The sequence below is a fragment of the Pseudomonas sp. ASL4 genome, assembly GCF_056680395.1.
Genome location: NZ_CM155280.1, coordinates 4104337 through 4117694, shown reverse-complemented (window position 1 = coordinate 4117694; position 13358 = coordinate 4104337). Strand labels below are relative to the sequence as shown.

General features: G+C 54.3%; 14 protein-coding genes. 12 read left to right on the top strand and 2 right to left on the bottom strand.

Annotation, left to right across the window (positions count from 1 at the left end; all coding sequences use genetic code 11):
- Positions 1–128 precede the first annotated feature (128 nt).
- The 7 genes from AC1MEW_RS18550 to AC1MEW_RS18520 all read left to right on the top strand — a co-directional run bounded on the left by AC1MEW_RS18550 (position 129) and on the right by AC1MEW_RS18520 (position 9329).
- Positions 129–749 carry a transglycosylase SLT domain-containing protein gene (locus AC1MEW_RS18550; protein ID WP_201203380.1) on the top strand — a complete coding sequence of 207 codons (621 nt, stop codon included), beginning with the start codon at positions 129–131 and terminating at the stop codon, positions 747–749.
- A gap of 425 nt (positions 750–1174) precedes the next feature.
- Positions 1175–3247 carry a type VI secretion system Vgr family protein gene (locus AC1MEW_RS18545; RefSeq protein WP_480423125.1) on the top strand — a complete coding sequence of 691 codons (2073 nt, stop codon included), beginning with the start codon at positions 1175–1177 and terminating at the stop codon, positions 3245–3247.
- Entirely contained in the window at positions 3244–4095 is an 852-nt protein-coding gene (locus tag AC1MEW_RS18540) for a DUF4123 domain-containing protein (RefSeq protein WP_480423124.1), read from the top strand. The genes AC1MEW_RS18545 and AC1MEW_RS18540 overlap by 4 nt, the downstream gene beginning before the upstream one ends.
- Positions 4088–4897, top strand: coding sequence for a hypothetical protein (locus tag AC1MEW_RS18535; RefSeq protein WP_480423123.1), 810 nt, complete (start codon positions 4088–4090; stop codon positions 4895–4897). The genes AC1MEW_RS18540 and AC1MEW_RS18535 overlap by 8 nt, the downstream gene beginning before the upstream one ends.
- A 10-nt stretch (positions 4898–4907) precedes the next feature.
- The gene (locus tag AC1MEW_RS18530; protein WP_323570620.1) at positions 4908–5702 is read left to right on the top strand and encodes a hypothetical protein; all 795 of its coding nucleotides are present in this window, start codon (positions 4908–4910) and stop codon (positions 5700–5702) included.
- Between the two features lie 11 nt (positions 5703–5713).
- Entirely contained in the window at positions 5714–7843 is a 2130-nt protein-coding gene (locus AC1MEW_RS18525) for a lipase family protein (protein WP_480423122.1), read from the top strand.
- An 832-nt stretch (positions 7844–8675) separates the two neighbouring features.
- Entirely contained in the window at positions 8676–9329 is a 654-nt protein-coding gene (locus tag AC1MEW_RS18520) for a hypothetical protein (RefSeq protein WP_480423121.1), read from the top strand.
- A 37-nt stretch (positions 9330–9366) separates the two neighbouring features.
- Here AC1MEW_RS18520 and AC1MEW_RS18515 read toward each other — a convergent pair whose 3' ends face one another.
- Positions 9367–9663, bottom strand: coding sequence for a hypothetical protein (locus tag AC1MEW_RS18515; RefSeq protein ID WP_201256569.1), 297 nt, complete (start codon positions 9661–9663; stop codon positions 9367–9369).
- 374 nt (positions 9664–10037) lie between these two features.
- Here AC1MEW_RS18515 and AC1MEW_RS18510 point away from each other — a divergent pair, with 374 nt between their 5' ends.
- The 3 genes from AC1MEW_RS18510 (at position 10038) to AC1MEW_RS18500 (ending at position 11683) form a co-directional block, all read left to right on the top strand.
- Positions 10038–10574: a hypothetical protein gene (locus AC1MEW_RS18510; RefSeq protein ID WP_201256568.1), complete on the top strand. Its 537-nt coding sequence runs from the start codon at positions 10038–10040 to the stop codon at positions 10572–10574.
- Between the two features lie 352 nt (positions 10575–10926).
- Entirely contained in the window at positions 10927–11196 is a 270-nt protein-coding gene (locus AC1MEW_RS18505) for a DUF2790 domain-containing protein (protein ID WP_201256567.1), read from the top strand.
- Between the two features lie 91 nt (positions 11197–11287).
- Positions 11288–11683: a hypothetical protein gene (locus tag AC1MEW_RS18500; RefSeq protein ID WP_201256566.1), complete on the top strand. Its 396-nt coding sequence runs from the start codon at positions 11288–11290 to the stop codon at positions 11681–11683.
- Here AC1MEW_RS18500 and AC1MEW_RS18495 read toward each other — a convergent pair.
- Positions 11680–11949: a DUF1652 domain-containing protein gene (locus AC1MEW_RS18495; protein ID WP_201256565.1), complete on the bottom strand. Its 270-nt coding sequence runs from the start codon at positions 11947–11949 to the stop codon at positions 11680–11682. The two genes, AC1MEW_RS18500 and AC1MEW_RS18495, sit on opposite strands and share 4 nt — an antisense overlap.
- Before the next feature lie 382 nt (positions 11950–12331).
- On the opposite strand from AC1MEW_RS18495, the gene eco reads away from it, so the two are divergent.
- Complete coding sequence (gene eco, locus AC1MEW_RS18490; RefSeq protein ID WP_322268685.1) at positions 12332–12814, top strand: serine protease inhibitor ecotin; 483 nt, start codon at positions 12332–12334, stop codon at positions 12812–12814.
- Between the two features lie 229 nt (positions 12815–13043).
- Positions 13044–13349, top strand: a complete 306-nt coding sequence (locus tag AC1MEW_RS18485) for an NIPSNAP family protein (protein WP_480423118.1) — start codon at positions 13044–13046, stop codon at positions 13347–13349.
- The last annotated feature ends 9 nt before the right edge of the window (positions 13350–13358 follow it).

The following is a 13358-nucleotide window of genomic DNA, read 5'->3' as shown; positions in this document are numbered from 1 at the left end:
TACTGTGGGAGCGAGCTTGCTCGCGATAGCGGTCGACCCCACACCGCCAATCTCACATTCCCTCCCCGTCCGCGCATCGAGTGCGTAAACTATCGCCCTTTTTATGCGCATGACAGGAAGATGGGCTTTTGAACTCAAGGCAGACGGCTGGACTTTTGTTACTCACGACATTGCTGGCCGGTTGCAGCACCTCACCACCTCGCTCCCCCAATGATATCTGCGATATCTTCCGGGAAAAGAGCGACTGGTACGACGCCGCCCAAGTCACGCAAAAACGCTGGGGCGTGCCGATCCAGGTGCCCTTCGCGATCATGTATCAAGAGTCCGGCTATCGTCACGACGCCAAGACGCCGCGCAAATACCTGCTTTGGATAATCCCGTGGGGCCGAGTGTCGACGGCATCGGGCTACGCCCAGGCCAAGGATGAGGTCTGGTCCGACTATCAAAAAAGTACCGGCCGAGGCGGCGCCAACCGCGAGAAATTCGATGACGCCATCGACTTCGTCGGCTGGTACATGGACAAAACCACGTCAATCAACGGCGTATACAAATACGACGCCTTCGGGCAATACCTCAACTACCACGAAGGATGGGGCGGGTATCGTCAGAAAACCTTCGCCAGCAAAGCCTGGTTGGTGGCCACGGCCGGCAAGGTTCAGGGCCGATCCGATATGTATGCGCAGCAGTACGCCGGGTGCAAGAACGATCTGAATCGGGGATTCTGGAGTCGGTTTTGGCATTGGCTTTGAGTGACTGACGACAACGCTCTGCAGCAGTGATCGCAAGTTGGGTGAGCAACACAGATCAAATGTGGGAGCGAGCTTGCTCTCGATAGCGGTCTTCCTGGCACATCGATGTTGAATGTGCTGCCGCCATCGCGAGCAGGCTCGCTCCCACAGGGGATTTGTGGGCTAAGCGTTTAGCCGCCGCGAACGGGTCGAAGGCGCACGTTAGTCTGAAAATGACTGTTAGTTCTTGAGTGAAATCGTCGTCCAGCGCCCCCCTGACCCTGGCAGCATGCGGCTCAACTCCCCGTCTTCATTGGCCAGAACCCTGCACTTAGGGGTTTTCCCTATGCCCTAAGCACTCCACGCCTGGGGCATTTGCGCCTTGAACGAGGCGGTTTAATCCTGCACCATCCGCCCCAGCTTATTCAAAGGACGGAATTCAAGGCATGCTGGACGCGAACGCAACCCATATCACCCTCACGCTGGAAGGTGTTTCCGCCGACCTTCAAGTGCTCAGTTTCGTCGGTCGCGAAGCCCTCAACCAACCGTTCTGTTTCGACATCGAACTGGTCAGCGCCCGCCCCGACCTGAAACTCGAAGAGCTGCTGCACAAGCCTGGCTGCCTGACCTTCGGCGCCACCGGCAAAGGCATCATCCACGGCCTGGTCTATCGCATCGAGCAAGGCGACTCCGGCAAGAAGCTGACCCGCTACAGCGTCAGCCTGGTGCCGCAACTCGCCTACCTGCGACACAACCATGACCAGCAAATCTTCCAGCACCTGACCGTGCCGAAGATCATCGGCCAGGTCCTCGAAGCACGCGGCATTCTGGCCGACGCCTACAGCTTCCAGCTCGGCGCGATCTACCCCGAACGCGATTACTGCGTGCAGTACGACGAATCCGACCTGCATTTTGTCCAGCGCCTGTGCGAAGAAGAAGGCATTCACTTCCACTTCCAGCACTCGTCCAGCGGCCACAAACTGGTGTTCGGCGACGACCAGACGGTGTTCCGCAAACTCGCGCCCGTGAGCTACCAGCAAGACTCCGGGATGGCCGCCGAAAAAACAGTGATCAAGCGCTTCAACCTGCGCCTGGAAACCCGCACCACCCGCGTCAGCCGCCGGGACTACGACTTCGAGAAACCACGCATCCTCCCTGAAGGCGCGTCCAAAACCGAATTCGCCCCGGACCTCGAAGACTACGACTACCCCGGCCGCTTCACCGACCGCGAACGCGGCAAGCAACTGGCGACCCGCGCGCTGGAACGCCATCGCAGCGACTACAAACTCGCCGAAGGCAAAAGCGACGAACCGACTCTGGTTAGCGGCCACTTCCTGGCCCTGAGCGAACACCCGCGCGCCGAATGGAACGACCTCTGGCTGTTGCTGGAAGTCGTCCACGAAGGCAAACAACCGCAAGTGCTCGGCGAAAACACCACCAGCGACGTCACCGACAACAAAGACGATTTCCACCAGGGCTACCGCAACCGCTTCCTCGCGACCCCGTGGGACGCGCACTTCCGCCCTGCCCTCGAACACCCGAAACCCAAAGTCCTCGGCAGCCAGACCGCCATCGTCACCGGCCCCAAAGGCGAAGAAATCCACACCGACAAATATGGCCGCGTCAAAGTCCAGTTTTTCTGGGACCGCGACGGCCAAGGCGACGACAACACCACCTGCTGGCTACGCGTCGCCACCGGCTGGGCCGGCAACGCCTACGGCGGCATCGCCATCCCACGCATCGGCATGGAAGTGCTGGTGTCGTTCATGGAAGGCGACCCCGACCAACCCCTGGTCACCGGCTGCCTGTACCACAAGGAAAACGTCGTCCCCTACGACCTGCCGGCGAACAAGACCCGCAGTACGTTCAAGACGCTCAGCTCACCGGGCGGCAAGGGCTACAACGAGTTTCGGATTGAAGACAAGAAAGGTGCGGAACAGATCTATCTGCACGCCCAGCGCGACTGGGATGAAAACATTGAGCATGACCAGAAGATTCGGGTCGGCAATGAACGGCATGACACCGTTGAGGCGAATACTTACAGCGAGTTCAAGGTTGAAGAACATCGCATTACGCATCTGGATCGCAAGACAGAAGCGCGGGCGGATGATCATTTGACGGTTGCTGTTACCCAGAATGTGAAAGTGGGGACGGCGCAGTTTGTGGAGGCTGGGCAGGAGATTCACTACAACGCTGGGGAAAAGGTTGTGGTTGAGGGTGGCATGGAGCTCACGGCGAAGGCTGGTGGGAGCTTTGTGAAGGTTGATGCGGGGGGCGTGACGATCAGTGGCGCGAATGTGAAGGTGAATTCCGGGGGGGCTCCTGGTGCAGGCACCGGAATCGGCATTCTCGACCCGGTCATCCCATGGGCCGCCGCCAAGGACAAGCCCGGCGCCCCGCTCGTCCCGGCAGCCGTACAAATGGCCATGGCCAAAGCGGCCCGCGCCGCCGGCGACATCCGCTGCCCGATTTGCGAAGCCTGCCGTGAAGGCAAGTGCGACCTGGGAGCAACAGCATGAGCGACGCCCTTAACAACTGGCTCGGCGAGCAAGCCCGGCTCAATCGCGTACTGATCCTGGCCCTCGACAGCCTCGCCGAGCCCAACCCGGTCACGTCGTTGTACAGCGCCGGCCTGATGCAGCGCTCGGTGCAACTCTATCGAGGCACCCAATACGCCGAGTTCGCCCCCATCAGCCCTTGGCTGACCGAACTGCCCAGCGCCGACGCCGAGGCCTTCCGTAAGTTGCTGGACGAGCCACAGCGCAACTGGGGCTGGATCGGCAGCATGGATAAGGCTGACCTCGACAGCCTGACCCAACACTGGCGAGCGCGGATGGTCATTGACGAAGACGGCGAGCGCTCGCTGTTCCGCTTCCAGGATAATCGCGTCATTGCCCGATGCATTGCCAACTTGAGCGAAACCGAACGGCCGGTCCTGTTAGGCCCGATCAGCAGCGTGCTGTATTGGGATGAGGAACAGTGGAAAAGTGCGGATAACGCCAAGCCTGGGATGTACCCGGTGCCGAATCCGGCGCCGTGGTTGCGCATTCCAAACTCTCCCGACCGCAGTCGCAGCATCCTGCGCGAAAACCTGAAACGCTGGCTGCTGGTGTATCACGTCGAAGCCGCCGCCAAACTTTCCGAAACCCGCAACGTTCGCGAATGGCTGGAAGAACAGATGGACCTGCTTGACGCCTGGCACTGGAACACGCCGGAACAACGTGAGTTCATGCTCAGCCTGCGACTTGACCCCAAATGCGCGGATGACGTCGCTTGGCAGCCATTGCCGGGTGAGACGCCAGAGCAGCATTTTGCGCGGACCCAGCGGGTGTTTGATGCGAGTGTGGGTAAGTCTGAGCGTGAGTGAAGTTGTGGGTTTTTGTGTGGCTAAGCAGCTGTTGAGTCGCTTGCCTTGGGCGTTTGCTTTGGCAGGAGCGGTTTCCGGGTGTTCGGCCATCAAGCCTGCTGACAGTTTTACGCTGCTGACGGAGTTGCCACCGGGGTTCAAATTTAAAGGTGAGGCCTCCTACGTTCCTCGCACGGGGGAAAGCTGCACAGTCCCGGCTCGCGAGGGAAGAAACTACCCAGGCAAAAAGTTTTATAAACAAGATCTTAGTAACGAAGCGCAGACAGCAAACTTTGAAGTCCCACTGACTAGTAACGAAGATGGCTGCCCGTTGGTGCTTGATAACTTTGCATATCAGGTTGACGCGAAATATGGAGCTGCCCGGCTCGATTTGGGCAGGGCATTCACGGGGGTTTCCTTTCGGGATGGATCCACAGAAGCGCCAAGCCCTCCTCCTGTACTGGTATTGCAAAAGCAGTGCGAATGGTTATTTCGCACTGAGGGGCCTGATCGTTACATTGGGAAAATTCTGAAATGCAAGTCTGTTGCCGCACCCGATCAGGCAAATGACTCTAGTGTAAAAGGTCCCATGCAACGTGCAGAGTTCGCGGGAAAGACGATAAAAGTAGTGTTCAATATTTCAAGCGTGGAAAGACCAGCTGTTGGCGACAATTGGGTGCAATTCCCCAGTGGTTGGAAACGTTGTATGGGGGATAGTCTTGAGGACGCTTACGCGTTTTGTAGAGGCAATACTACTGACTTCAAGCCCCTTAAAATGCCAGATGGACGTGATTGCACCGTCTATCCCAACTGCACCGAATAAGGACTATAAAATGTTTTATCGAGAATTTTTCACTGGACTTGTTCGAATAGCGGTCATCGGCTTAGGGACGCTGGGGGCTGCTGGTTGCTCCGTCGCGCAACAGGATAGCTTCACGCTAATCACTGAACTGCCACCTGGATTCAAATTTAAAGGTGAAGCCTCTTACGTACCTCGCACGGGGGAAAACTGCACAGTCCCGGCTCGCGATGGAAGAAACTACCCAGGCAAAAAGTTTTTTGAACAAAAGCTTAGTAACGAAGCGCAAACAGCACAATTTGAAATTCCGCTAACCAGTAATGAAGGTGGTTGCCCCTTGGTACTTGATAACTTCGGATATCAGGTTGACGCTAAGTACGGAGCCGCTCGGCTCGATTTAGGCAGGGCGTTCACAGGGATTTCTTTTCAGGATGGGTCTGCAGAGGCTTCAAGTCCTCCACCTGTCTTAGTATTGCAAAAGCAGTGCGAATGGTTGTTCCGCACTGCCGGGCCGGATCGTTACATTGAAAAGATTTTGAAGTGCAAGTCCGTTGCAACGCCAGACAAGACGGGTGACACCATTATAAAAGGCCCCATGCAACGCGTTCAATTCGCGGAAAAGACTATCAAAGTCGTATTTTCAATGGCGGAGGAAGAAACTCCATATATGGGAGATACATGGGTTAAATTCCCCGAAGGCTGGAAGCGGTGTATGGGAAAAAGCCTAGATGATCCTTATGCGTTTTGTCGTGGCAATACTACTGACTTCAAGCCCTTTAAAATGCCGGATGGACGCGATTGTACCGTCTACCCACACTGTACTGAATAAGGATATTTTTTATGGAGCCAACGGTGCCTTGCGACCCACTCTTAAGTGAAAAATCAGAAGCATGCCCCTTGCGGGGAGACTGGATCAGTTTTCAATTAGTTGATGAGACTGGTGATGGCAAGCCATATGCAGGCCTTTCCTATGTTCTTCAGGACAGCTCTAATCAAAAATACCCTGGAGTGCTAGACGCCAACGGGGCTGCGAAGGTTATCAATCACTACCAAGGGCCCGTAGTTCTGCATATTGACGCTGCCTATGCAGGAACTGAGGACTTTTATAGCGCGCTCGCCCAAAGAAAAAGTTATCCGCTTCCCATAACAGAACTTCAGGTAAGAGCGGAAAAAAGCCGTTTTGTTCGCAAAGATGGCTTGCGTGTAGAAAACAATCCAGCGAAGGGAAAGACAAATCAGTTCTTTCACGTTGAAGTAAGTGATCTTGTGAAAAGCTCTGCACACCTACCGCCAATCTCTCCACGAAAACACCCTCCAAATTTCAATTTACTCAAAGCCATGGGTGACCTCGGATTTGGACAAGAGGAAGCGGAGCTCTACGGACTTTGCTTGCTGCCTAACAAAAATACCGTTCTTGAAGTTCGACCGCTACGGGCATTTCGCCCAATGCTATCGAAAGATAATAAATTCAGCGCCTTGAACTTATACCAGTTATCTTTATTTGCCAGCTTGAGCTACAGCAACTTCGGTCAAGCACCATTCGAAAAGCCATTCGACACGATATCATTCCCACTAGACCCGAGCGTCGGATACTTGTTCGGAAACGGACTTGCAAGTTTCAGAGAAACTTGGAAGGTCAACAAAGACCAAACCACTGCTTACTACCCGTTATATGAAGATGTGGCTTACTCGAAGCGATTTGAAATCCTCCCTTTCGATCCAAAACTGTATGACCAAAATAAACTTGAACTGGGCCCCGACCAAGATTACCCTTCCAAATGGCACTTCTTTGATGATGGAGAAGCTAAAGGTGGCACCGACACACAGGCTTTTATAACTCATCACGACGAAGTTGTTTTAATTTCCGTCCGAGGAACAGCGGAACCGATGGACTTCTTGCGAGACACTGACGCGGAGCAAGTGCACTTTGAAGAGGGCGTAGGCAAAGCACACAAAGGCTTCTACGAAGCTTACAAGGCAATGAGTGAATTTGTTCAGACTTATCTTCAACAGTTTCACATCAATCAAAAAGTCATTATTTGCGGCCATAGTCTTGGAGGAGCCATTGCTACTTTACTCGCAGAAGCGCTACGACGCAGTCCCAAAAAATATGACATCCTTCTTTACACCTACGGTTCCCCACGAGCCGGCGACGCCGATTTCGTAGCGGGTGCCAAAGAGCTTGCCCATCACCGCATGGTCAACAACAATGATCCAATCCCCAGTGTTCCAGCACCGTGGATGAACACTCGCAAAAGTATCTGGCTGCCCGGCGTAATCCTCAGTTTTATCACTGCTCCGGTCGGCGCACTCATCTTCGCTATTGGTCTGACGCGAACCGGTGGTGCTCCCTACAAGCATCACGGTGAACTGCATCATTTCATGCCCGTTCATTTTAAAGGACGTGATCAATCTTCAATTCTCTGGGACCCTGGCTGTGACTCCATCGAACAGGCAGCTTGCACAACAGCGTTGAAAAAAATTGAAGACCTTCCCGACAGAGACGCTTTTTGGCTGCAAGCGATACAGATGGGAAACCACTTCATGGTGCCCTCGTACATTCCAAACTCATGGGCAACACTGCGACGCTGGCAGCAAACCCAAAAGACTGGCACGACGATTGTGACGGAGACTGAATACAAACAAGTGTCCTTCGAACTACAGGAAATGCAGATTCGTTTGAAAGACAAAGAGTCCCAACTGAAGTCTGGCGACCATTCTGATCGCATGGCAAACAATCAAGACCTTGGTGCATTGAGAGCCGAAATAGGACGTTTGAATACTTCGGGAGAACGACTGAACACGCTCAAGTTCCATAACTTGACACCCGAAGAAGTTTACGGTTCCGCTACCCACGCGCCTGAACATGAGCTCAACGTAGAACGCTGGATGGCGAAAAAAGAAAATAAAATCGAAGTCCAAACCGCTATGATTCCTAAAGCGGGCAGCAGTGAACTGAGAACAGCATAGCATTCAGGACCAAATGACTAAGCATGCTCCCAACGAGCCAGCGTCGATAAGATGCTGGCTCGTAAAGCGCGCCAAACCGAGATTGAAATGAATAGCCAACTTATAAATCGGGGGCCCTCAGGTACGTTGACCATTAAAAAGTTTTTCTTATCGCGTGGCTTGTATTATTTTGCGTTCAAATATTCGCTGGGCAACCCAAGCTAATCACTAAGTTCGACTGTAAATCAGGAGCTAAAAGCACGGTAAGTTTGCTACGCGGCTCACCCATTGCTGACTCTTTCATCTATAAAATCCGTCACGCGAAGGAAACCAACTATTTATATGACGATGCCGGCTCATCCCGAGGAAGCAATGTGCAATGGCAATGCATCTCAAACCAGAACAACTCCAACCTGTTAGTGCTTTCAGGGGAGTTCACTTCAAATTTCCTACAGGGCGCCCTATTCTATTTCGACTCGGCGGGCGGGCGGGCGGGCGGGCGGGCGGGCGGGCGGGCGAATTGAACGCATCAATTTCGCCGAAAGGAACCGTCCTCGCTGGATAAAACTATCCAAACAGGGCGTTCAAGTTATTTTCGAAAATACCGGCAACGAAAGCTCGCATAAATATTTGAGTTACGGAAAAAATGGGGTGTACCTAGAGCTTGACGAAATCCCAGCGGCTTCAAGTGGAGACGGTGAAAGACTGATTGAGCTGAACAGTTTTAAACCGTGAAATCGATGTGAACAGTGGTATCCCGCATGCACCTCGGCACGATCTGATTGCATATGCCAGGAGCGCCGCAAACAAGTAAACTCCCGCCTCACCAAGAAAGGACTTCGGATTCAACGTCATGGAATTGCAATTCACTATTACGCCCAAACACACACAGGTCAGGGTCAATGAACAGCTTGAGCAGGAAATGCTCAAGGATGACCAACTGCAGGCCCGCATGCTGGGCTATGTCATGCGCTTTCAGAACCTTTTGCTCGGGCCGCTACTTTTTCTTCTGGGCCTGGCTGGCGGCATGCTGGCGATCTACCTCCCCGCGCGCGAGTTCAGCCCTCAGAAGATCATCTCCATGGCGCTGTTCGGGGTGATCTTCGTAGTGATCTGGTGGTTCTGCTCCGGCCGCCTACTTAGCAAGTTACGCGAACGTATTGCCGACAACCGTGCGAAGCCGCGCGCGCCTTTTCGCCGCGCAAACCAACGTCTGATCGAAATGAAACTGCGCATTCCCCTCAAGGCTGTCGAAGGTGCTTATCGCCTGCGACTCGACGACCACGGTTTCACCCTGATTAATGCCAAGGGAGGTAAAGGAGGTTTGGCTTGGGGGGAGATTGTGCGCCTGAAGGTCACGCCCGATTTCTACTCAGTTGCCTGCGTCAAACTGGATCGCGAGGGCAAATACTTTCACATTCCCAGGTACAGTAATGACATGGACGCGGACCAGTACCATCAGGGTTTGGAGCTGTTCTTGAGCCGAGTGCCCGCCTCTGCCATCTGAAGCCTGCCCCACAGGAGGCAGGCGTGTTTCAGCGGTGTCAGACCGGCGCCTTCCACCCCAACATCCGCTGCTGCGCAACCTGCAACAGATCACACCCATCCTGCGTCAACAAATACAGCGCATGGGTAATGTGTGGAATGTCCTGCACATCGCCGTCCTTGAAGCAGTGGCAATGAAGCGTTTCCAGCAAATTGCTGCCTGCACGGACTCGTTGTAGAGCGGCTTCGAGAATGTCTTGGGGATTGGCCTCGGTGTCGATGACCAAGGGGTTTGTGTCGGTGACGCTACTTTTGATAGAGCGATAGCGATCAGGAAAGGCATTTAGCGTTGGCATAGTGATTACTCGATGATTAGTAAATTACCGCCAGCACCGTGACCAAACGATGGGAGGCGGACTGTGTACAGGCTTGGTCAACCGATACCATCAACTCGGCTCGCCCGAAGGCGTCCTGCACACAGCCGCCATTGCAACGCACTACGAAGACATAGAAGTCCGCAGGGCGAATGATGGCACACATATGTGCGATGGCATCAGGTGACCAAACCCGATCGCTGATTTTGCAGCGAAGCCAAACAGTAAACGCTGCGGGCAGGCCGGCGAAAGACGACAAAGCGTCCAAGCTTGTAGGACCGGGACGAAGCTGTCTTAGGATTTGTTACGACTGACGAGTAGCGCTGTAGGACCTGACAAAAAGAAGGGATTCACCAATGAAAACACCCTGGAAATACCTCTTCGCAGCACTGCTCACCACCCCGGCCTACGCGCAACCGCTCAAGCCCATCCTCACCTGTCCTTTAGCCGATAACACCAAGGTGTCGCTGTTGGCCGAACCCGCCGAAGACGGACAGCGCTTATTCATAAAACTCGACGGCAAAACCCACATCGCCTTCACCGACATGCCTCAATCAGATTTCGTCGGCCGAATTGTCCTGGCAAAGTGCGTTTCCTCAAGTTTGATTTTCGCTCTGGAATACGGCTCGCCTTATATGAAAGGCGTGGTGCTGCGCAAAAACCCCATCACCCACACCGTCGAGCAAATCGATTTTTCCGAGAAAGCCCTGCCCCGTTGGCTCTATCTGGGCCCGCAGCAAATGCGCCTGGTGATCCGAAACGAAGGCTATGAAGTCTCGAACAAGTTCTTGCTCTACGACTACATCACCGGCCAAGGTGAGCCCGAAACCGCCATTGGAATTGACACACTCCCCAATGCGCACGGCTTCAAGGTCGTGCACCTGGGGAAGTAACCGCGCCGTTTGGCCACTTGTTCCCCCTGTCCCTCATCAAGAATATTGCGGATATTTCTTATCCGGAGACTGCTGCGCAGTCCAACGGGAGCAAGCTCCCTCGCCACAAGTGACTAGTTGTTTGTTCTACCGTTTGATTTCCGGCATTAATCCATGTTTTTAGTTGCCCACATGAAACCTCTGTCAGAAACAGCCTAACGACCGGTGGCACTCCGCCGGCTTAACCATCGCTTAACCCCGCGGTCCAAACCTGTACTGGACCGCACGCCCTCAGACTCTTTCTGATGCCCAGTGCGGTAGGTTCGTCGTGTTTCACGTCGGGCTGACTTTCCATTTGCACTGGAGATATCCCATGAACATGCGCACTTTGCTGATTACCACCGCCCTCGCCTGCACCGCTTTTGCCAGTTTGGCTCAGGCCGCCGATACGTCCTCGACTCAAGCCGTGCCTTATCGCTACGGCATGCCGCTGCATGTGGGCAAGGTCATTGCCATGACGGAGCCCTCGACGCCGGACTGCAAAGTCATTAAGGCTGATATGAAGTACATCGATAGCGCCTCGGGCAAGCCTGAAGAAATCACCTACAAGAAATTGTCTGACGCGTGCAGTTTCCAAAACTGACAGAAGGCTCTGATTCGGCACTTTGCGGTAGGCGTGTGAGGGTTCTGGCGCTATGCTCTGGACGCCTCCCTCACTGCCGCAAGGATTCGCCATGCAGTTATCGTTTCGTACGTTGTCGACGTTTACCGCCGCGCTGTGTGTCGTGCTGGCGTTGATATGGGGTTTGCTGCCGGATCGGTTGTTGGCGATCTGGAGCATTGAGTATTCGTCGGCGGCGGGTTTTGTCGCGCGGCGCTGTGCGGTGTTATTCGCCGCGCTGGGCGTGATGTTTTATCTGGTTCGCAACGAGGCGCCGTCCGTCAGCCGCAATGCACTGAGCACGGGCTTCACGGTGGGCTGCTGGGGGTTGGCGACGCTGGGTTTCGTCGAATGGCTGAATGGCCATGCCGGGCCAGGCATTATGCTGGCTGTAGGGGTAGAACTGGCGCTGGGCCTGGGGTTTTTCCAGACCCGGCGCGTGTCGGTTGAGCTTGAAGCCGCGGGTTAAAACGCTTTTCGGTCGAGGTGCAAAGGCTGAACGGTAGCCCTGTGCTGCATGTCTGAACGAAGTTCGGCGATCAAGTCATTGATTTCTCGACAACCATTCAAGCGTTTGGCGTTTATGCCGGTCACCAATAGATCGAGCTGATCCGTTTGCGTGTCGGCATAGACCTTTACGGTCATCGACAGGTCAGGCGACAGCGTGCATTGACAGCGCTTCGGCAGGAAGCTGCTTTCAATGATATTGCGTAGTTCCAGGGCAGAAAGAAACATGGCGACCCTCTCCTTAATGTGAGACTGCCAATCAAATAATCGTCGGTCGGCGATGAAGTAACCCGTTTGTCTTCCTTGCGGGCCTGAACACTCCATTACCTGACCGTTCTCTCGTAGCTACGCTGACTCATAAGTGCGGTCGGTCAGCTTAAGACCAGCTACAGCATAAAACATGCCTAAGATTTCGCTCTGCACCTCGTCGGTAAATCAAAGATTTAACGAAAGTGCCAGCAAAGCGCCTCATGCAATCTGCAAGAAAGGCCTGCTTGAGCCCTGCAATTTGCAAATCAGGCGACAGGTTTGCATAAGCCGCGCACGGCGGTAAAAATGCGAACACTAAATTTTAGTATCCGCTGACCACACTCACACGCAAGGAGGCATCATGGGTTCATTGACCTTAATCAATACCGTCGGGCTGATAGTTGCCGGGCTGTCTTGTGCAGCGCACGCGGCGAAACTCGAAGAGGTCGCGCCGTTTCCCAAAGCCGAGAGCGGTTTTACCCGCCAGGTCATTCATCTGGCACCTCAAACTCAGGAAGATGGCTTTCAGGTCGAAATTCTGGCTGGCAAGACGTTGACCGTGGATTGCAACCATCAGCGCTTGGGCGGGATGCTTGAAGAGAAGAATCTGGAAGGCTGGGGTTATCCGTTTTATCGGCTGGAACAGGTGATTGGGCCGATGAGCACGATGATGGGCTGCCCCGATGGCAAGACGAAAAAGGACTTCGTGCCGGTGGTCGGTGACGGGTTTATGTTGCGCTATAACAGCAAGCTGCCGATTGTGCTTTATGTGCCTAAGGATGTTGAGGTTCGTTATCGGATCTGGACGGCGTCGAGCAAGGTTGAGACGGCTGTTCAGGAATAGCTGATCCCGGTCAAGTGCGGTCCTGTGGCGAGCGAGCTTGCTCGCGCTGGGTGGGCTGGGCTGGGCTGGGCTGGGCTGGGCTGGGCTGCGTAGCGGCCTCAAATTCTGCAACTATGTCAATTTTGTGAGTGCTGCGCACTCAAGCGGGAGCAAGCTCCCTCGCCACAAAGGCACCAACATGGCTTGAGATGACATTCAACCTTCTGGCCTTAGCCACAGGAGCAGCCCTTTGATTACCTGCCACGTCAAATATGTAATCGATCCATACCAATTGAGCGACTTCGAAGCCTACGCCAAGGCCTGGCTCGCTATCGTCGAGCGCTTGGGCGGTACTCATCACGGCTACTTCCTGCCGTCCGAAGGCGCGAGCAATATCGCTTACTGCCTGTTCAGTTTTCCGTCGCTGGCGGATTACGAAAGCTACCGCCACATCGCGATGACTGACCCGGAAAGTACGGCGTTGGTGGACTCGCTGCTCGATAAAAAGTTTATCGTCAGCTACGAGCGCACGTTCCTGCGCCCGATGTTGGCCTGACATCCGCTC